The 20,135-nt window shown below is 39.6% G+C and carries 16 protein-coding genes, 3 tRNA genes and 1 riboswitch; all 19 genes read left to right on the plus strand.

All coding sequences use genetic code 11. The annotated features are described in order from the left end of the window. Positions 1–175: 175 nt before the first annotated feature. The 19 genes from PFJ30894_RS07390 to PFJ30894_RS07480 all read left to right on the plus strand — a co-directional run bounded on the left by PFJ30894_RS07390 (position 176) and on the right by PFJ30894_RS07480 (position 20,118). Entirely contained in the window at positions 176–433 is a 258-nt protein-coding gene (locus PFJ30894_RS07390; protein WP_125669439.1) for a hypothetical protein, read from the plus strand. Between the two features lie 163 nt (positions 434–596). Next, positions 597–691, plus strand: a riboswitch (glycine riboswitch). 120 nt (positions 692–811) lie between these two features. Beyond that, positions 812–2,191 (plus strand): alanine/glycine:cation symporter family protein, encoded by a 1,380-nt coding sequence (locus PFJ30894_RS07395; protein WP_125669441.1) that lies wholly within the window; start codon positions 812–814, stop codon positions 2,189–2,191. Positions 2,192–2,334: 143 nt separating this feature from the next. After that, positions 2,335–2,411 (plus strand) — tRNA-Pro (locus PFJ30894_RS07400). Between the two features lie 27 nt (positions 2,412–2,438). Continuing rightward, positions 2,439–2,512 (plus strand) — tRNA-Gly (locus tag PFJ30894_RS07405). Between the two features lie 8 nt (positions 2,513–2,520). Next, positions 2,521–2,597 (plus strand) — tRNA-Arg (locus PFJ30894_RS07410). 329 nt (positions 2,598–2,926) lie between these two features. Next, complete coding sequence (locus PFJ30894_RS07415; RefSeq protein WP_046429974.1) at positions 2,927–3,622, plus strand: RraA family protein; 696 nt, start codon at positions 2,927–2,929, stop codon at positions 3,620–3,622. A 33-nt stretch (positions 3,623–3,655) separates the two neighbouring features. Next, complete coding sequence (locus PFJ30894_RS07420; RefSeq protein WP_125669443.1) at positions 3,656–4,891, plus strand: dicarboxylate/amino acid:cation symporter; 1,236 nt, start codon at positions 3,656–3,658, stop codon at positions 4,889–4,891. A 16-nt stretch (positions 4,892–4,907) separates the two neighbouring features. Next, a complete protein-coding gene (locus PFJ30894_RS07425) occupies positions 4,908–6,095 on the plus strand; it encodes a pyridoxal phosphate-dependent aminotransferase (protein WP_113077062.1) in 1,188 nt (395 codons plus the stop codon). 92 nt (positions 6,096–6,187) lie between these two features. Beyond that, positions 6,188–7,036 (plus strand): MurR/RpiR family transcriptional regulator, encoded by an 849-nt coding sequence (locus tag PFJ30894_RS07430; protein WP_125669445.1) that lies wholly within the window; start codon positions 6,188–6,190, stop codon positions 7,034–7,036. Positions 7,037–7,139: 103 nt separating this feature from the next. After that, positions 7,140–7,304: a YnfA family protein gene (locus tag PFJ30894_RS07435; protein ID WP_021718341.1), complete on the plus strand. Its 165-nt coding sequence runs from the start codon at positions 7,140–7,142 to the stop codon at positions 7,302–7,304. Positions 7,305–7,394: 90 nt separating this feature from the next. Then, on the plus strand, positions 7,395–8,585 hold the full coding sequence (locus PFJ30894_RS07440; RefSeq protein ID WP_125669447.1) for a dicarboxylate/amino acid:cation symporter: 1,191 nt from the start codon (positions 7,395–7,397) through the stop codon (positions 8,583–8,585). 272 nt (positions 8,586–8,857) lie between these two features. Further along, a complete protein-coding gene (locus tag PFJ30894_RS07445; RefSeq protein WP_125669449.1) occupies positions 8,858–11,086 on the plus strand; it encodes a bifunctional diguanylate cyclase/phosphodiesterase in 2,229 nt (742 codons plus the stop codon). Then, the gene (locus PFJ30894_RS07450) at positions 11,080–12,093 is read left to right on the plus strand and encodes a sugar ABC transporter substrate-binding protein (RefSeq protein ID WP_125669451.1); all 1,014 of its coding nucleotides are present in this window, start codon (positions 11,080–11,082) and stop codon (positions 12,091–12,093) included. The genes PFJ30894_RS07445 and PFJ30894_RS07450 overlap by 7 nt, the downstream gene beginning before the upstream one ends. Before the next feature lie 486 nt (positions 12,094–12,579). Continuing rightward, positions 12,580–13,329 carry a prepilin peptidase gene (locus tag PFJ30894_RS07455; protein ID WP_021718345.1) on the plus strand — a complete coding sequence of 250 codons (750 nt, stop codon included), beginning with the start codon at positions 12,580–12,582 and terminating at the stop codon, positions 13,327–13,329. Positions 13,330–13,409: 80 nt separating this feature from the next. Beyond that, positions 13,410–14,483 carry a type IV pilus assembly protein PilM gene (gene pilM, locus PFJ30894_RS07460; RefSeq protein ID WP_021718346.1) on the plus strand — a complete coding sequence of 358 codons (1,074 nt, stop codon included), beginning with the start codon at positions 13,410–13,412 and terminating at the stop codon, positions 14,481–14,483. Continuing rightward, the gene (locus tag PFJ30894_RS07465; protein WP_021718347.1) at positions 14,476–15,030 is read left to right on the plus strand and encodes a PilN domain-containing protein; all 555 of its coding nucleotides are present in this window, start codon (positions 14,476–14,478) and stop codon (positions 15,028–15,030) included. Before pilM ends, PFJ30894_RS07465 begins: the two co-directional genes overlap by 8 nt. Continuing rightward, a complete protein-coding gene (locus tag PFJ30894_RS07470) occupies positions 15,027–15,701 on the plus strand; it encodes a type IV pilus inner membrane component PilO (RefSeq protein WP_046429986.1) in 675 nt (224 codons plus the stop codon). The genes PFJ30894_RS07465 and PFJ30894_RS07470 overlap by 4 nt, the downstream gene beginning before the upstream one ends. 204 nt (positions 15,702–15,905) lie before the next feature. Continuing rightward, positions 15,906–17,030, plus strand: coding sequence for an efflux RND transporter periplasmic adaptor subunit (locus PFJ30894_RS07475; RefSeq protein ID WP_021718350.1), 1,125 nt, complete (start codon positions 15,906–15,908; stop codon positions 17,028–17,030). A gap of 1 nt (position 17,031) precedes the next feature. Beyond that, a complete protein-coding gene (locus PFJ30894_RS07480; RefSeq protein ID WP_044491956.1) occupies positions 17,032–20,118 on the plus strand; it encodes an efflux RND transporter permease subunit in 3,087 nt (1,028 codons plus the stop codon). Positions 20,119–20,135: the final 17 nt, after the last annotated feature.

Consider the following 20,135-nt stretch of genomic DNA (forward strand, 5'->3'; position numbering starts at 1 on the left):
GTATACCTCCTTTTTATTTATCTTAGCAGATTATTTTAGCTTTAAAACTGTAAGACACAAGTAAACCACAGAAAAAATAATTTTGTAGATAATGAAAGCAGTATTGTAGTTTTCAAAATGTTCACAGAAGTGAATATTTTTGTATAATGAAGATAGTAAAGGACGGTGATACAGTATGACATACGGTAAATTGAGTGATCGTTGTCTCAAAGTATTCGTAGTTCTGCTGATCGCGGGCGTTTTGGGCGGGTTCTGTCTGCCCCATTTTGTGGAAGCAGTCGCTGGAGGCTATAATACCCGTGCTGTCGGCATGTCGCTTGGTGCAGAAGGGCTGGCGGCACCTGTTTTATCAGTTGATTTTAAACCGCAGGGCGGCGAGCTGGCTTTGGCTAAGCTGATAGAGGCAGGCTATTTCGATACTTTGGTCAATTGAATACATGTATACAATACAAAAGTACTTGCTTTTTTTTAACTATCTGCTATAATAACTAACATCACAAGTGAATAATGCGTGGATGAAACATATGGGAGAAGACGATGCGTCTACCGAAGGAGCTAAACTCTCAGGTGCCTGGAAATCAGGCGGAACCGTATGCGGACACAACTCTGGAGAGTCCCTTGAATGGGCGCCGAAGGTGCACGAATATCGTTGATGTTCTTATCTCTCAGGCCAATGGACAGAGCAATAGCAGTAGTTCCGCTGCCTTTTAGGCAGGGGAGTACTTATATCGTTTTTTTGCCCACCGGAGTTGTCGTTATTCCGGTGGGCTTTTAGTTTTTCATTTCACATAAGGGGAAGAGGGAGAATTTTATGTTGGAGCTTTTGAATGAGATCGACAGTTTTGTGTGGGGACCGCCGTTATTGGTATTATTGGTTGGTACCGGTATCTGGTTGACCCTGCGTTTGAATTTATTGCAGGTGCTTAAACTGCCAATGGCTTTAAAATTGATTTTTTCGGCTAAAAATGATGGTGACGGCGACGTCAACAGTTTTAAAGCATTGTGTACAGCTTTGGCAGCTACTGTCGGTACAGGTAATATAGTCGGTGTTGCTACTGCTATCAAAGCAGGTGGTCCCGGTGCCTTGTTCTGGATGTGGCTGGCGGCATTTTTTGGTATGGCTACCAAATATGCCGAAGGTCTTTTGGCGGTAAAATACCGTACAGTTGACGCTAATGGCAATATTGCCGGCGGACCTATGTATTATATTGAAAACGGTTTAGGTAAATCTTATAAACCGCTGGCTGTTTTCTTTGCCGTGTCCGGTGTGTTGTGTGCTTATTTTGGTATCGGTACTTTTGCTCAGGTCAACGCTATAGTTGAGATCACGCAGTTGTCTGTTGGCATTCCTGTTATTTATACTGCGATTGCGCTGACAGTGCTGGTTGCTGTCGTTACTATTGGCGGTCTTAAATCTATCGCCAGCGTAGCAGGTAAAATCGTTCCTTTTATGGCCTTGTTATATGTTGTTACTACCGTAGGTATTTTACTTATATTTGCAGATCAGGTGCCTGCAGCTATTTCCACAGTGCTTACTAATGCTTTTAGTCCTACGGCTGCCGCTGGCGGCTTTTTGGGCGCAACTGTTATGATGGCAATGCGTAATGGTATTGCCCGTGGTGTTTTCTCTAACGAATCCGGTCTTGGCAGTGCCCCGATCGTTGCTGCTGCTGCTAAAACAAAATGGCCCGCCGAACAGGGGCTGATTTCTATGACCGGTACTTTTATTGATACGATCATTATTTGTACACTGACTGGGTTGACGCTGGTTGTTACTAATGTCTGGACTGGTGATTTGAATGGTGCGGCGTTGACTCAGGCTGCCTTTACGATGGGCTTCCCGGTGTGGGGCAAATATCTATTGATGGTTGGCCTGGTACTGTTTGCCTTTACTACGATCTTAGGCTGGAATTACTATGGTGAACGCTGCATCGAATATTTGCTGGGTGTTAAAGCAATTTTACCGTACCGTATTATTTTTATTTGCCTGATTGCCTGCGGTGCATTCTTGAAACTGGAAGCAATCTGGGTTTTAGCAGATATAGTTAACGGTTTGATGGCTATTCCTAATTTGATCGCGCTTCTGGGCCTTACTGGAGTTATCGTAGCCGAAACAAAACGTTATACCGCACATTTGGCGAAGCAAAAAGAAAAGGCTGATATTAGTGAAGAAGTGGCTGAAGAAGCTTAAGTTTTATTAAATTGTTGGACTCAAAAAGGCAGTTTTTACAGCTGCCTTTTTGATTGCATAAAAATTTATCTGAAGAATCTGTCAGGTAAAATACGAAAAGACTTGACTTTAGGATCAAAAATCTATATAATATCCTTTGTATTCGGGGCGTGGCTCAGCTTGGTAGAGCACCTGCCTTGGGAGCAGGGGGTCGCAGGTTCGAATCCTGCCGCTCCGACCAAATACATAGAGCATTGCTTAGTAAATTGCGGGTGTAGTTTAGTGGTAAAACCTCAGCCTTCCAAGCTGATGTTGTGGGTTCGATTCCCATCGCCCGCTCCAATTTTTTTGGTCTGGTAGCTCAGTAGGATAGAGCAACGGCCTTCTAAGCCGTGGGTCGGGGGTTCGAATCCCTCCCAGATCACCAACAAAATAAGATGAATTAAAACCATTTCTGATATTTTCAGAAATGGTTTTTTGTTTTTGTTATAATGAAAGGCTTTTCGATAATTGCATCTGTAATATTTATAGTTGATTTGAGAACACTGAATTTATAGAAATAATTAAAGTTTGAATACATAATAGAAATAATAAATGAAATGGCTAGAAATTTGTTACAAATTTTACTTTTTAGGTAGAAAAATAAAATATTATTAAATATTTACAGAAATATGTTGAATAATATTCTTTTTGAAGCTAAAATGTTGTTAAATAAACAAGAAAGTGACTAATATAATATCAAGTGAGGTGTAGCAAATGACAGTTGGCGGAAGAATTTATTTAAAAAAGGACAACAGTGGATTGGAATTAGTTAAAGCGTTTGCCAAGATACCTACAGCTAATATTGCTGATACGATGGGACGTTCTTGTGCTATGCATCCAAGAATTAAGTTGTTTTCCAGTCCGCATGGAACGGTATGGGCAGGAATTGCCCTTACTGTCAAATCTCGTGGGGGAGATAACCTTCTTATACACGCAGCTTTGGATATGGCTAGAGAAGGTGATGTGATTGTTGTTTCTAATGAGGGCGGTGTAGATAACAGGTCGTTGATGGGAGAGATTATGTTTACATATGCTGCTTATAAAAAACTTAATGGTTTAGTATTAGATGGTCCGATAAGGGATGTAAAATCCGCAAAGGAAATACCATTACCTATTTATGCTACAGGTTCTACACCAGGTGGTCCTTATAAAGAAGGACCGGGAGAAATAAATGTACCAATTTCTTGTGGTGGTATTAGCGTAAACCCAGGAGATATAGTTGTTATGGATGATGATGGTGTAATAATTATTCCCTTGAAGGATGCTTCTGCGGTACTTGCAGCAGCGCAAAAACTGCAAGAAACTGATGAAGCTAAAGTGGTTGCCGCTGGGAATGGAACTGCTAAGCGTGAGTGGGTAGCTAAAGCTATCGAGACAAAAAAGATTGAAATAATTGACGATTACTATTAATAAAGCAAGTTGTTTGGGAAACGAGGGGATAGTATGAGTACGTTTTTGTTAAATAAAAAATATTTGCCGCATAGAGTAGGCGTTTGTTTTATCATAGGTATTATAGCCGGACTGTTTTTCCATGATTTTTCTATTTGGGTAAAACCTGCCGGAGATCTATTTATGAATATGATTAAAATGTTAATTGTTCCGGTTATCTTTTTTAGCGTTACAAGCGGAATTGCTGCTATTGGTGATGTGCAGCGGTTGAAAAGAATTGGCAGTAAAGTAGTCATTGTCTATTTCCTTATGACAGTTATTGCTTGTATTGTTGGTATTGTTATGGTTAATATAACTCATCCAGGTGTGGGATTTACACTTGATAATATGCAGGCATTTGATACTTCAAAAGTGAAAACCCCATCATTTGTAAATTTTTTGTTTGATATGGTACCAGTTAATATTGTTGACAGTATGGCTAAAAATCAGATTATGCAAATGATTTTTTTTACTGTTCTTGTAGGTGTGGCACTGGTGTCTTTAGGTGAGAAGGTAGCTGGGGTTACTAAAATTTTTGATCAATGTGCAAGTATTATTTATAAAATGCTGGATATAGTTATGTTATATTCTCCTATTGGTGTATTAGCACTGATGGCGAATACTACGGCTGTATTTGGACCTAAGCTTTTTGGGGTTCTGGCTAAGTTTGTTTTTACAGATTGGGTTGGCTGTCTTTTGATTTGGTTTTTCTTTAGTGGTATCGTCTGGTTATATACTAAAGTAAATTATCTGGAAATGTGTAAATCAATGATACCGATCTGGGTAAATACTATTGCTACTAATTCCAGCGCAGGTACGATACCTATAACTCTAAATGTTACTACAGAAAGGTTAAAGGTACCGATGTCTATTGCTTCATTTTCTATACCTTTGGGAGCCACGATAAATTTGACTGGAGCCGCTTTATATAAAACGATACTGGCGTTTTTTGTAGCTGAGATCTATGGTTTGCAGCTCACTATTGATCAGATTTTAATGGTTATTATTATTTCGACTATTATGTCTATCGCGGCACCAGGTATCCCCGGTGGTGGTATTGTAACAGGTGCGATTTTTTTAAATCTTTTAGGTTTGCCAATGGATTTAATGGGGCCTATTGCTGGAATGTACAGACTTATTGATATGTCACATACTACAGTAAATGTATCGGGTGATGTTTTAGGAACGATGCTGGTTGCCAAAAATGAAAATATTTGGACTGGTGAAGATTTTAATAAAACTTTAGTTTAGGATAGGAGGAATTATAATGTTAGCAGAAAGAATGAATACTTTTTCAGGTTCGCCAACTTCTGCATTGATTGCGAAAGTAGCTGAGTTGAGAGCAGAGGGAAAAGATATTATTTCTTTAAATGTGGGTGAACCTGATTTTGGGACTCCTGATTATATTAAATGCGGAGCTATCAAGGCAATAGTTGATAACTTCAGTAAGTATACTGCTGGTAACGGTATTATAGAATTACGCCGTTTGATTTCTAAAAAATTACATGAAGATAATAATTTAGAATATACCACAGATGAAATTTGCGCGACTGTAGGAGCTAAGCAGGCAATTTTTAATTCGATCATGGCTTTAGTAGATCCTGGAGATGAAGTGCTTTTGCCAGTTCCTTGCTGGGTTAGTTATACTGAGATGATTAAGTTTGCAGGAGCGAAACCAGTTTTTGTAGATGTAGAAGCAGAAACTTTTGATTTGGATATTGAGGCTTTAGAGAAGGCTGTAACTACGAAGACAAAAGCTATTGTTATTTGTACTCCTAATAATCCAACTGGAGCTGTTTATAGCGAAGGTACTTTGCGTAAATTAGCTGATTTAGCTTGTAAATATGATTTTTATATTATTACAGATGAAATTTATGAAAAGCTTATTTATGACGATGCAAAGCACTTTTCAATAGCTTCTATTTCTAAAGATGTTTGGAACAGGACTTTAACTGTAAATGGCTTTTCTAAGGCTTATGCAATGACTGGCTGGCGTATTGGATATGTAGCTGCCAATAAAACTATTATAGATGCAATAAAGAAAATTCAAAGTCAAACAACTTCAGCTACCAGTGCTATATCTCAGAAGGCTGCTGTTGCTGCTTTGAGTGGACCGCAGCATGATTTGGAAGTAATGGTTGCAGAGTTCGATAAACGAAGAATTTATTTATTGCAGCGTTTGGCCGAAATGCCGGGGGTAAGCTGTGCGAAACCTAGAGGAGCTTTTTATCTATTGCCGGATTTCAGTTGTTATTTTGGCAAAAAATATCGTGGCCGTGAAATAAAAGATGCCGTTGATTTTGCTAATATTCTATTAGAAGCTGTTCTGGTGGCATTGGTTCCAGGGGAAGCATTTAATATTAAGGGCAAAGTAAGATTGTCTTATTCTAATTCTATGGAGAATTTAAAGGAAGCAATGGATAGAATACAGTCTTTTGTAAGAGAACTTGAATAAAATAAAAAGAAGCAGGGAAATTTATCCCTGCTTCTTTTTATTTTATGGTGTATAATATTAACATAATACTTAATATTTAAAGGAATGTTGTTATGGATAATTTGATTAGTAAGATCCAGTCTATGAATTTAACTAAAACAGAAAAAGTTATAGCAGATTATATTCTTGATAATATTAATAACATTGGTCTTAGTACAGTGACTGATATATCGTTAAAGTTAGGTGTAAGTGATACTTCTATTATTAGGTTTATTAGATTACTTGGATTTGCTGGGTTTGCTGATTTTAAAAATACTATGAAAGAACGGATGCTTGAACATTATAATTTGAATTTATCGCCAAGCCAGAAATTTACTAATACCAAAGATAAAATAAATAGTGATAACGTAGTAAACGATGTTTTTTATAAGGCTATTGATAATTTATCTTCAACGATGCTTAATTTAGATGACAAATTAGTGAATAGTATCGCTGAGTGTATTATAAAAAGTCGGAATAAATATATTATTGGTTTTAGAGGAACATCTTGTTGTGCTGATTATTTTACACGTAAAGCAGTGTTTTTTGTGCCGCATTTGATTTTGTGCAATATGGCAGAAAGCAGTGTTATAGAAAAATTGATTGATCTTAATGAAGAAGATTGTTTGGTAATGTTTTCGTTCCAGCGCTACTCTGAGATTAATTATTCTATTTTAGAGCTGGCTAAAAAGCGTGGTAGTAAAATCATTCTCATTACAGACAGAGTAACGTCACCATTAGTGCCATATGCTGATTATTTGTTAACGGTAAAAATAGACGGAGTTGGTTTTACAAATTCTTATGTAGTTCCATTATGTGTTGCAGAGTCGTTAGCAATCTTGATTGGTCAGAAAATTGGAACTGATTCTAAACAGCGGCTGGCAGATTTAGATTTTTATATTAGCAAAAATAATTTATATTAAATGTGAAAATGATAAAAGTCTGGATTTTAGTTAGCCAGACTTTTAATTTTTTATTTTATGGCTATAATATTAGATGGATTGCGTATTTGGAAAGGAAAATTTTATGTTTAGTTCGATTATGATTTTTATTTTGGCAGGTCTGGCTGAAATCGGCGGCGGTTATTTTGTATGGCAGTGGTGTGGGTCTGATGATGTGGGCTCCACGGTAGTAAAAAAGTCTAAAATACTATTTTCAGTACTTTTATTTAAGAAAATAATAATATTTTGAGAGAAAAAGTGAAAAACAGTTGAGGAATTGATTAGTATATGCTATTTTAGTATATAGTAAAATATTTTATCCAAGAAAAGAGTGACGCTAATGAAAAACATACTGGGAAGTTTGCCTGCCCGACTTTTACTGGGTGTTATTGCAGGTATTCTGGTAGGCTTATATGCCAATGAAGCTTTGATGCAGGTTATATTAACCATCAAAAATTTACTTGGTTCATTGATTATTTTCTGTGTACCGCTGATTATTATCGGGTTCATTGCCCCGTCTATCACGCGTTTGGGCCAGCATGCGTCGATAATGCTGCGTGTTGCTATTACTTTAGCTTATGTTTCTTCGGTTGGAGCAGCATTTTTTGCAATGTTTTCAGGGTATGGTATTATTCCCCATATGAATATTGTTTCTTCTGTAGATGGTTTAAAAGAACTGCCAAAGCTGTTGTTTGATCTAAAGATCGACCCGATCATGAGTGTAATGAGCGCCTTGGTCTTTTCTGTTTTGATTGGTGTGGCAGCTGCCTGGACTAAGGCTGCTGTGATTACTAAATTTTTGGAAGAATTTCAAAAAATTGTTCTGGCTATCGTTACTAATATTGTTATTCCTCTGCTGCCGATTTTTATCGCCTGCACTTTTTGCGCATTGTCGTACGAAGGTACGATTACCAAACAGCTGCCTGTGTTCCTGATTGTAGTGCTGATAGTAATGGTGGGACATTATATCTGGCTGGCATTGTTGTACGGTTTGGCAGGTCTTTATGCCGGCGCTAATCCAATGGAAGTGCTGAAGCATTACTGGCCGGCTTATATTACTGCCGTAGGTACAATGTCATCGGCGGCTACTTTAGCAGTGGCGTTGGAATGTGCACGTAAATCAAAAGTGCTGCGCAAAGACTTGGTAAATTTTGGCATTCCACTGTTTGCCAATATTCATTTATGTGGCAGTGTTTTGACTGAAGTATTTTTTGTTATGACTGTTTCGCAGATTTTATATGGTGCTTTGCCAGAATTAGGTACGATGATTTTATTCTGTCTGTTGCTGGGTATTTTTGCTATTGGTGCCCCCGGTGTTCCAGGTGGTACAGTTATGGCTTCTTTAGGCCTTATCATCAGTGTACTGGGTTTTGATGCTACTGGTACGGCTTTGATGTTGACGATTTTTGCACTGCAGGACAGCTTTGGTACTGCCTGCAATGTAACTGGTGACGGTGCTTTGACTTTGGCCCTGACAGGCTATGCTGAAAAAAATGATATCGAAGAAGTAAATGAAGCTTCTATTTTATAAATCAAATTTATAAATCAAACCATTTTTATAATAACCCCGTTCCCAAAAAGGGAACGGGGTTATTATTTTAAGTTGATAAAAGATAAATAAAATGATAAAATATTTAAAATAAAACTTAAAAATATATTTATGAAAATAATATTTAGTTGCTAAATAAAAAGAAATAAAGATATTGAAATTTATTGATAAGTAATTGTTCAATGTAATGCCATAGTGAAAAAAAGTGATATTTAATTTTTTTATACTTCTAACGAAGCCGGATGGGATCTGTCATGAATTTTGATAAAATTTTACAAAAACCTTTTTTGATATCTGTTTTTGTATTTAACATCATTTTATTTGGTGTTATTGTTTTTTTGTTGGGATATGTTCAAAATTTACTTGACAGTGATTCCAGAAATAACCTTGAAGAAATAGTTTCGCAAAATAAGAACGTTATTACCAGTAAACTGCTTTTAGATCTTAATCGTCTGGATATTATCAGTAATAAAATATCTGACGGACTGAAAAATAAGAATATCACCAAAGAAGCGGATATCAATAAATTTTTAGAGGATTATTCTAAAAACAGCATTGATGATAGTTTATTCTTAGCGAATAAAAATGGGCTTGCCTATGTAGATGGCGACACGCATATAGATATTTCAGGACGCCGATATTTTAAATTAGCTATTGATGGTATTTCTAATATTTCTGAACGTACTATTTCAAGAATCAACGGCGAATATATTTTTGTCGGCAGCGTGCCGTTGTATTACGATAATAATATCATCGGTACGATTCAGAAAATCTATACGGATAAACAGATGAATGAGCTGTTTGCGGCTTCGTTATTTTCGTCTAAAGGGTATATGTATGTTATCAACAGTGAAGGTTATATTATTCTGCATACCAAGCATATCAACTGTGCTTTAAAATCCGATAATTATTTTCGTGACGTTTACGAATATGGAAATGCTGAAGCTGTTCGTAAAATGAAAGAAGATATCAAAGCCAATAAAAGCGGTTTTATGGAAAACGTGGTCAATGGTGAAAAAACCTTCTCTGCTTATACTCCTATTGAACAGGTGCATGACTGGTATCTTGTAACAAGCGTGCCTACTGATGTCATTGCTGAAAATGGCAATGTGGTTATGAAGATTTTTTATATGGTTATGGTTGCTCTGGTACTTATCTTTTTGGTAAGCATCTGTTATTTTGCCTGGAATAAGCGGCGGCAGAAACGGACTTTGGAAAAAATCGCTTTTGTGGATAATGTCACAGGCGGTAATACCTATAATAAATTTCTGGTTGATGTGCAGGAGCTGTTGAATAAGAGCACGGATAAACAATTTTATGTTCTTAATTTTGACGTAGACAATTTTAAGTATATCAATAATTTTTACGGATTTGCCTGCGGTGATAAGATTTTGCGGCAGATTTACAATTCAGTCAATTCCTGGATGCAGCCCGGTGAAACAGCGGCTCGTATTTCCGGAGACCAGTTTGTCTGTCTGTTGCTGGATGCCGATGAAAAGCGTATCGAAAGTTTATTTTCTTCGATCAGAGGTATCACGGAAGAAAACCTGATGCTGCATTTTTCGGCTGGTGTGTATATTATTAACGATCACAGCGAAAACCTTAATCTGATGGTCGATAAAGCCAGCGTAGCGGCACAGACGATCAAAGGCGTGCTGAATCAGCATGTAGTTTATTATTCAAAACAGTTTGATGACCAGACGGCACGCAATGAAGAGCTGAAACGAGATCTGAAGCTGGCGATCAAAAATGATGAGTTTGTAGCTTTCTATCAGCCGAAGGTTGATATCAACAGCGGCAAGCTGGTAGGTGCGGAAGCTTTGATCCGCTGGCAGACAAAAGACAACAGACTTATTCCACCTGGTGATTTTATACCTTTAAGCGAAAAAACGGGCCTGGTTACGGATCTTGATATGATTGTTTTTGAAAAAGTATTAGCTTTTTTGAGAAGATCATTGGATGAAGGGATAGAATGTGTGCCGATTTCTGTAAATTTCTCACGTTTGCATTTTTCAAATGAAAAATTTTTACCGACACTTTTACAGAAAATGGAAAAATATCAGGTGCCAGCGCATTTGATTGAATTGGAGCTGACCGAAAGCGCTATTTTTGATAATTTCAGTATTATTTATGATTTTACAGAGAAAGTTCGTGAATATGGCGTCGCTGTGGCAATGGATGATTTCGGTTCCGGTTATTCTTCTTTGAATATGTTGAAAGACTTGTCGATAGATACTTTAAAAGTAGATAGAGCTTTTTTAGAGGAAGCTGCTGATAACGAAAAACGTAATATTATTTTTGTTTCAGTTGTAGAAATGGCTCGCAAGCTGAATATCAGTCTGGTGGTAGAAGGCGTTGAAACAGGGGAGAATGTCAGTCTGATGCGTGAATGCGGGTGTAATATTGCTCAAGGCTATTATTTTGCCAGACCAATGGAAGAAAGTAAATTTGCCGAGCTTTTCAGGGAGGGTAAGTTATGCTGAAAAAAATCGTATGTATTATGGGGGCTGTGGCAATTTTTATACTGGCTGTGGGCTGCAGCAGCGAGCCTCAGAAACCCAAGCTGGGAGTTTCTTTTGGTGTTGGTGGTGCTACAAGATGGGTGAAAGAAAAACAGTTTATGGAAGATCGTGCTAAAGAACTCGGAGCAGATATAACTGTTCGTTTTAATACTACTGATACACCTAAGACATGGCGTGAAGACTGTTTTGAACTTATTGACAGCGGTATCAATGTATTGATTATGATTCCCAGAGATTTACGTCAGGTTGACGATATAGTAGATTATGCAAAAAAGAAAAACGTTAAGGTTGTCTCATATAGTAGGGCTATTTTAAATCCTCAGACGGATCTTTTTATTGGTTATGATACTTATAAAATTGGGCAGAACCTGGGCAAGCATTTATCAGAGCGTGTTTATAAGGGTAATTTTATTGTTTTGAAGGGTGATAAAGGTGATTTTAATACTCACTTTTTATACAATGGGGCCAATAAATACATTGAACCAATGGTCGGAACGGGCGTCAATGTAATATTGAATGATTATGTACCGGGGTGGTCTGCTGATACTGCCAAGGAAATGGTAAAAAAAGCTGTTATAGCGAATGACATGAAATTAGATGCAGTTTTGTGTCCGAATGATGGTTTGGCTGGCGGTGCCGCTGCTGCAGTACAGGAGCTGGGATTAAAAAATCATGTTATCATTGTCGGTATGGATGCAGAACTGGCGGCGGTTAAAAGACTTGTTGCAGGAACGCAGGATGCAACAGTGTATATGGACTTGAAAAATATGGCGTCAGCTGCAGTTGATCAGGCTTATGCCCTGGCGAAAGGTGAAAAAGTAACTGCTAATTCAGAAATAACTAATGATAAAGGCGAGAAAATCCAGGTTTATTTGATTACAGGTGAAATGGTAACAAAAGAAAATATCGATAAAGTTTTAATCGAAAGCGGTTATTATACAAAAGAGCAGGTTTATGGAAATAATTAAATCTGCTTTTGATAGAATGAATCTGGAATTATGTTGATAAATGCCAAGCAGCAGTAGTTGATAATACTGCTGCTTTTGTTTACCAGCTTAAGCAGTAAGTGATTGTAAAGGCAAATACTTTATCTATCCTGATAATAACTATTCTAAGCATATATTTTTAAAGGTATGTTTTATTGAATTAATAAATATCATCCTGTTTGTGTGATATAATAAATATTAATCAATGTAATTGAATATGAGGGCTTTGTTTATTACTATTGTTAAACTTTCTGTCGGTATATTCAAGGTTGTATATCAAGAAAAGCATCGTTGTTATTCAAAAATCGGTGTTTAAATGACGCTTTGAAAAGTATGATTTAGGCATCAAGAGACAGCAATGGTGTCTGGTTTTGTCTTTTATGTAATATATTTTGACAGTTCTTTTTGTGCTGAAATTAACTGAAAGTACTATAATTTACAGTATATTTTATGTTGGAGCGTGGTTTTGTGTATTTGTTATTTGGTTTATATTTTGTCATCGGCATAGTTATCGGCAGTTTTTTGAATGTCTGTATTTACAGGCTGCCGCTGGGGAAATCTGTTATCAGCCCTCCGTCTGCCTGCGGCAGCTGCGGACACAGGTTAGGGGCTCTGGATATGATACCTGTTCTAAGTTATTTTTTGCTGCGCGGCAGGTGCCGCTACTGTAATGCTGCGTATAGCGCCCGTTATATGCTGGTAGAGCTTTTGACAGGTATTTTATTTGCCTTGTGCGGCTTGTATTATTTGCCTGGCTTAAAAATAATACTGGTTTTCTTTTTTGTAGCTTGCCTGATCGTGCAGGCTTTTATTGATCTGGATCATCAAATTCTGCTGGATGAAATTTTGATGCTGATGCTGCCGACAGGTATCATTTATGCCTATTATGCTTTACCGGACATGTGGGATTCTTTATATGGGGCTTTATTTGCCGGTGGGCTGATGCTGCTGATATTTTTGCTGAGCCGCGGTGGAATGGGTGCTGGCGATGTTAAGCTCAGTTTTGTTTTAGGCGTTTGGCTTGGGTTTAAGGCGAGTATCGTCTGTCTGATGCTGGCTTTTGTTTTTGGGGGGATAATCGGGGTGCTGCTGCTGGCTTCCGGTATCAAGCAGCGTAAAGATCCGATTCCGTTTGGACCGTTTTTATGTATCGGAGCTTATATTGCGCTTTTGTTTTCTCCATATTTAATTTATTTTTACTGGAATTTGTTTGTATGAGTTTATGAATTTATGATATAATTTATAAAATATAGTATTAAAACTGATTTTATTTATACGAATCAAGGAGGTCTGCGCAAGTGAATGTGCAAGCCATCGTAAAAAGAATGTTTCACACAAAGCCGTCAAAAATAGTTGGCGTCGATATCGGCACCGGAAGTATAAAAATGGTGCAGATAGAAACAGGCAGTAAGCCTGTAGTTAGTTGTTTTGCTGTAGCAGAGCTGCCACTGGAGCTTATCAATAATGGATTTGTCCGTAACAGTGATGCGATGATAAGCTTTATTAAAGGCTTGGTGGCAAAATATGATTTTAATGCCAGGCATGCGGTTTTTACTGTAGGCGGTCGTAATGCTTTTGTACGTGAGATCGATATGCCGGAAATGCCTGACGAAGAAATGAAACAGTCTGTAGCTTGGGATTCCAGTCAGTATGTTCCTTATGAAGCTGATACTTATTATGTGGATTCGGCTAAATTTGGTGCATATACTAATGAAGGTCTGCAGCCTGTGCTTTTGGTTGCTTCACCTAAGGATGTTATTGATTCACTGCTGGAAATCAGTGATGCGCTGGCCTGGCATACTATTGGTATTGATATCGAAGTTTTGTCTGCTTATAGAACCTTGCCCAGGCAGTTGGAAAACTTCGTTTTGCTTGATATAGGGCGTTCATATTCGATGCTGACTATTTTTCAGAACGGTGCTCCTGTTGCGCAGCGCAGTATTCCCCAGGGAGGGCAGATGTTTAATGCCGCTATTGCTAACGGTGCTGGCGTTGACCTGACGGCTGCTGAAAAGATCAAACTGGAAGATGAGCTGCTTTTGAGCAGCCTGGAAACAGATAAAACTAAATTTGCAGAATTTTTCAACGAGGTTGAAAATCTGGGACGTGAAGTACGCAGAACCTGTGAATATTATTTGATCAATAAAAAGGATGCAAGATTTACGCATCTGGTTTTGGCAGGCGGCGGTGCAAATATGGCCGGATTGTCCGAATTTTTGAGCGAAGGTATGGAAATGAAGGTTGTCGTTAACGATTTGCGTCAAGCAGTTACTTTTGCAGATAAACTTGATCAGAGAGAACTGAAAAAATATCTGGGAGCGCTGACTGTTGCAATAGGCGCTGCTTTGTACGGAGGGGAAGCAGATGATTAGAATCAATCTTTTACCTGAGTACAGGCGCAAAAGTGAGTTTCCTACATGGAAACTTTATCGTATTATAGCTTATGTATTTTTAGGACTGAGCATTTTACTGTGGGGTTACCATTTGGCAATGTTCAAGTATACTGAAAGTAAGCTCAGCGATGTGAATGAAGGTATAGTTTCAATGAAAGTCTGGCAGGAACGTTTTGATAAAGCTCAGCAGCAGAATGCGGAAGTAAATAAACGCAATACTATCGTACGCAATCTTTCTAAAGACCGCATCGTCTGGAGCCGTTCCCTTGCTGAACTGGGCAATGTTACACCTTACGGCTGCTGGCTGACAAGTGTTAAACAGGGCAATAAGCCAGATCAGATGAGCATTGCCGGTAAAGCCATGAAAATGGACGATATTGTTAAATTCATCAGTCTTTTACAGGCACGGCCTGATATTGCCAATGTGCAGCTGATTTCTGCCGATGAAAGCAACAATAATAACAGCAGTACTGCTGGCGTTATTGATTTTACTTTGGAAATTCAGAGAAGTGGGGTGAAGAAGTGAAATTAGAAATGCCTGACAGCAATATGTCAGAAAACAGTAAATATTCGTTGTTATTGTTAGGTTCGGTACTGCTGCTTGTTTTTGTAGTTCTGTATATCATGCAGCCGCTGCGTGAAGACATTCAGAAAAATGAGCAGGAATTGACACAGGCGCAGCAGCGTTTAGCCAGTTATCAGACATTTGCTGAACAGAATAAGGATTATAATGCTTTTGCAGCGAAGCAGGAAGGCTACCTTGCTGAAGCTAAGAAGCTGTTGCCTGATATAGTAACTGTGCCTGAATTAGTACAGGAATATTCTAACCTTTCAAAGGAATGCGGAATTCAGTTCAAAAGTGTTAAGCCTCCGAGTGGCAATTTAAAACAGGTAAATGGAGCTTACGAAGTACCGCTCAATATTTCTATCAGCGGCAACTATTATAAAATGGTCGAGTTTTTGCAGAAGGTAGAAAACGGTACGAGGTTTGCAAAATTGAACAAAGCCAGTGTTAATACCGTTAAAGAAAATGATGCTTCGGGAAATCTGGATATGACGGCTGAATTTACCGTTTATTCGCTGAAGGACGCCTTAGGGAAAATGAATACTGGCGCCGCTGGTGAAAAGACCGGCCTGAATCGCGTAAAAGAACGTGACGCAGCTAATATGGCGGCAATAGACGAAGCAAAAAAATAGAGTAAACGTTATATTATTAGACCCTTGTTGTTTTTCTGCAGCAGGGGTCTTTTTATGTTGTATGGCATAACCGTTGAAAAGACTGTGAAAGCGCTGCTTCAGCCTGCAATTTTCTTGCTATTCTATATGGAAAAGTTGTATAATTAAAATATCTATTATTATAAATAAAAATACCTTTATTTCGATAAATTGAGGAGTAAAAAAATGATTTGGCAGAATACAAAAGTTCGTATTGCAATTATCGCATCCCTGGTTCTTTTAGCAATTATTGCGTATCGTATTTATGGTAATATCCAGGCTAACAACGAGCGTGCGAACCGTGTTTCGCAAGGGCAGAATATTGCGGTGGCCACATCTTTCCCGCAGCGTCAGAGTATTACTCCTGTTATGCGTTTTGCGGGCAGCCTTGATCCTGTTTGGCAGGCCGACGTGGCAGCTAAAATAGATGGCAGGGTAGAGAAGGTTTATGTTAATGAAGGTGACAAGGTCACAGCTGGCACTGTGCTGGCTCATTTAGAGCAGACAGAACAGACGGCTAATTTGTTATCGGCGAAGGGTTCTTTGATGGATGCCCAAACGACTTTGGAAAGAGCTGAACGCGAGCTGCAGCGCTATCAGGCATTATATGAAAAGGGCGCTGTTTCGGAGCAGACAGTAGATAATTACCGTTTTGCCAGAAACAATGCGCAGGGCAAGCTTTCGGAAGCTCAGGGCGTGTGGGACAATATGCAGGATAAGCTGAGCGGAGCCAGTGTAACTGCGCCGCAGGACGGTATTATTTCTAAACGTTATTATCAGGAAGGTTATTATGCTAAAGTTGGTACAGCGCTGTTTAATATTGCCGATATTTCTGAATTGACTGCTAAAATAAATATCCCGGAAGGTCAGATCAGCAATATTGCTGTTGGCGGATTGGCTGATATTACTGTGCCCGCATATCCTGATGATAAATTCAGCGGTATGATCACACGTATCTCGCCGGTAGCAGATATGCCGGCAAGGACCTTTGCTGCTGAGGTGACAGTGGACAACAGTGCCGGTAAATTACGCGGCGGTGTTTATGCCAATGTTGTCATTACAGCCGAGCCGAAAGAGAATGCATTAGTTATTCCTATGAGCGCTATTGTAATGCGTGAAGATCAGCGTACGGTTTTTGTTGTTGATGATGATGGTGTCGTCAGCCGCAGAGTTTTAACAATAGGTTTTGTCAATGATAATATGGTAGAAGTTTTAGATGGTTTGAGTGATGGCGACCGGATCGTTACCGGCGGTCAGAATAAATTGCGTGAAGGCAGTAAGATCAAATTAGAAGGACAGGGTGCTAAATAAAATGATAGGCACATTTATACGCAGACCTGTTTTTACGACGATGTTTGTACTGCTTTTAGTAGTATTCGGCATTAAGTCGTATCCTAATTTGGGTGTCGATTTGTATCCTGACGTTGAACTGCCTCTGGTAAGTGTTACTGTTACCTATACAGGCGCTTCACCTGAGGAAATGGAAACTCTGATAACCAGACCTATTGAAGATCGCGTCAGCCAGGTTGCAGGTATTAAAACCCTGTCGTCAACTGTACGCGAAGGTTATTCGCAGACGACGCTGGAATTTGAGCTGGGTGTTGACCCGCGCGAGATGGCCAGTGAGGTGCGTGAAAAGGTTGCGTCGGTACGCCGGCGTTTGCCTGACGACATCGATGAGCCGGTTGTACAGCGTTTTGATATTTCGTCACAGTCGATAGCGGCATTTACTTTTGCTTCTGATTCGCGCAGCCGTGAAGAAACCCGTAAGATAGTTGAAGACGTTGTTAAAGAAGAACTGCAGCGTGTCGAAGGCGTGTCCGAAGTATCTGTTGTCGGCGCCAGCCTGCGTGCGATCAAACTGATTGCCGATCCTGAGAAGCTGAACAGTTATAATATTTCCTTTCAGACGATCTTAGATAAGGTCAACAGTGAAAATATCAATACTCCTGGCGGTAAGGCCCGTTATAACGATATGGAAATAACAGTCCGTACGTTAGGCAAATATAAAAATATCGACGATATTAAAAACATCGTTATTGCCAATCAGGATGGTCGCCCGATCCAGCTTTCAGATGTTGTGAAGGTTGTTGACAGCTGGGAAGACGAAGACACCTATTCCCGTTCTAATAAAGTACCCAGCGTTATGGTCTTGGTAAGAAAGCAGTCTAAGACCAATACTGTAGATGTTGTTGACGGTGTCAACGCTTCTATGGAACAAATGATGGAAAATGATTTGCCTAAGGATATCAAGGTCGATGTCGTACGCGATCAGTCTGCTTATATCCGCGAGAATGTTGCCGATGTCTGGAATGCTATACTTTTCGGCGGCTTTCTGGCGCTTTTGATAACTTATATGTTCCTGCGCGATTTTCGGGCTACGATCATCGGCGGCCTTTCTATACCGACCTCCGTTATTGCCACGTTCTTTTTGATGAAGTCGATGGACTTTACGCTGAATAATATGTCGCTGATGGCTTTGAGCCTGGCAGTCGGCATCCTTATCGACGATGCTATCGTTTTGATTGAAAATATTTTCCGGCATATGGAAATGGGTAAGTCGCCTATTCAGGCTGCTCAGGACGCTACAGAAGAGTTATCTCTGGCTATTCTTGCTACTTCGCTTTCTTTGATGGCGGTTTTTGTACCGATCGGTTCTATGGGTGAGGTAGTTGGTCAGTATTTTAAACAATTCGGCTTAACTGTCGCTTTTGCGCTGGCTTTTTCGACGATGGCTGCTTACACGCTTACACCAATGATATCGGCTTATTGGCTGAAGGATTATCGCGAGGAACATGCCAAACCTTATAAGCATCCGCGTCCCAAAGTTGTACAGATTTGTCTGGATAAATTTGAGGCCGGGTTTCAGGTAATTTGCCGGATGTATGATGAATTAATGGTATTTGCGTTCCAGCATCCTTGGAAAATAGTTTTGATTTCTGTTGCTTCACTTATTTTTAATCTTTTTCTGTTACCTTTTATTGGTACGGAATATCAGCCGACATACGATTCCGGTGAATTTTCCGTCAGTGTTAAAGCTCCTGCCGGTACAAGTATCGAGCGAATGAAGGAGCTGACGCTGCCGTTGGAAGAAGAAATCCTGCAAATGCCGGAGGTCAGGATTGCAGCGATGCGCTTAGGCGGTTCGCGCGTGCCTATTAACGAAGGCAATATCGATGTCAAGCTTATTCCTTCGTCTGACAGAGATCGCAGTATGATCGATATTATGGATGAGCTGCGCCGTAAATTTGGTAATGTCGAAGAATTGAAAGTCGCAGTCGTCAGTAACCAGGGCGGCGGACGCGGTGACAGCAGACCGGTGCAGGTAGGTCTGCGCGGCAGTGATCTTGAGCTGCTGACAACTTATGCTCAGAATCTGGCGGAAAGGATCAGACAGGTTCCAGGTTCTACTGATGTTGATATTTCTTCATCGGAAGAAGAACCGGAGATCATCGTTAAGGTCGATCCGCTGCGTGCGAGCGCAATGGGGCTTGATTCAACTTCCGTTGGTAAAGTTGTGGAAATGGCCTTTTTAGGCAAAAGCACAAGCAATAGTTTTACTATCGGTGATAACGACTATGATATAATTGTACAGTTGGATGCTGCGCATCGTCGTGATATCAATGACGTTGCCAATCTGCGTGTTTCCAATACGGAAGGGAAGTTTGTCCGGTTGGGCGATGTAGCTGACGTGTATTTCTCGTCCGGTCCTACACGTATTGACCGTGAGGACAGACAGCGCCAGATCGTTGTTTATGCTAATACAGTCGGTATTACTCCGGGCGATTTGATCCAGAAGATTCAGACGGAGATGATCCCGGATATGAATATGCAGGTCGGTTACCGTTATAAAATGATCGGTCAGGCTGATACAATGGCAAAAGCCTTTAGTGAGATCGCGAAGGCGGTTATTTTAGCTATTATTATGATCTATATGGTTCTGGCAGCAGAGTTTGAAAGCTTTATGCAGCCTTTGGTAATTATGATGTCACTGCCGTTTGCGATTATCGGTGCTGTTTTAGGCTTGATGGTAGCAGGGCAGACTGCAAATATGATGTCGCTGATCGGTTTTACGATGCTGCTGGGTCTGGTTACAAAAAATGCGATCCTGCTGGTCGACTATGCCAATCAGGCACGGGCTAAGGGTATGCCTTTGCGCGAGGCCTTGCGTGAAGCTTGCGCTTTGCGTATTCGTCCGATATTTATGACAACGCTTTCGACTATTTTAGGTATGCTGCCAATTGCTTTGGGTCTTGGTGCCGGTGCTGAGCTACGCCAGTCTATGGGCGTGGTTTTAGTTGGCGGTCTGACGACGTCGACTTTGCTGACTCTGGTTGTAGTGCCGCTGTTATATTTGCTGAGCGAGGAATGGAAAGAGAAACATTTGCATAAATCATAGTTAAGGAAGTATTATAA

The sequence above is a fragment of the Phascolarctobacterium faecium genome (assembly GCF_003945365.1).
GTDB lineage: Bacteria > Bacillota > Negativicutes > Acidaminococcales > Acidaminococcaceae > Phascolarctobacterium > Phascolarctobacterium faecium.

Bases quoted from the DNA above. Each gene is read 5' to 3' on its own strand.
- PFJ30894_RS07425 (WP_113077062.1), top strand. From the start codon at position 4,908: ATGTTAGCAGAAAGAATGAATACTTTTTCAGGTTCGCCAACTTCTGCA.
- PFJ30894_RS07450 (WP_125669451.1), top strand. From the start codon at position 11,080: ATGCTGAAAAAAATCGTATGTATTATGGGGGCTGTGGCAATTTTTATA.
- PFJ30894_RS07480 (WP_044491956.1), top strand. From the start codon at position 17,032: ATGATAGGCACATTTATACGCAGACCTGTTTTTACGACGATGTTTGTA.
- PFJ30894_RS07415 (WP_046429974.1), top strand. From the start codon at position 2,927: ATGACAGTTGGCGGAAGAATTTATTTAAAAAAGGACAACAGTGGATTG.
- PFJ30894_RS07475 (WP_021718350.1), top strand. From the start codon at position 15,906: ATGATTTGGCAGAATACAAAAGTTCGTATTGCAATTATCGCATCCCTG.
- PFJ30894_RS07465 (WP_021718347.1), top strand. From the start codon at position 14,476: ATGATTAGAATCAATCTTTTACCTGAGTACAGGCGCAAAAGTGAGTTT.
- PFJ30894_RS07440 (WP_125669447.1), top strand. From the start codon at position 7,395: ATGAAAAACATACTGGGAAGTTTGCCTGCCCGACTTTTACTGGGTGTT.
- PFJ30894_RS07395 (WP_125669441.1), top strand. From the start codon at position 812: ATGTTGGAGCTTTTGAATGAGATCGACAGTTTTGTGTGGGGACCGCCG.
- PFJ30894_RS07390 (WP_125669439.1), top strand. From the start codon at position 176: ATGACATACGGTAAATTGAGTGATCGTTGTCTCAAAGTATTCGTAGTT.
- PFJ30894_RS07445 (WP_125669449.1), top strand. From the start codon at position 8,858: ATGAATTTTGATAAAATTTTACAAAAACCTTTTTTGATATCTGTTTTT.
- PFJ30894_RS07435 (WP_021718341.1), top strand. From the start codon at position 7,140: ATGTTTAGTTCGATTATGATTTTTATTTTGGCAGGTCTGGCTGAAATC.
- PFJ30894_RS07420 (WP_125669443.1), top strand. From the start codon at position 3,656: ATGAGTACGTTTTTGTTAAATAAAAAATATTTGCCGCATAGAGTAGGC.
- PFJ30894_RS07430 (WP_125669445.1), top strand. From the start codon at position 6,188: ATGGATAATTTGATTAGTAAGATCCAGTCTATGAATTTAACTAAAACA.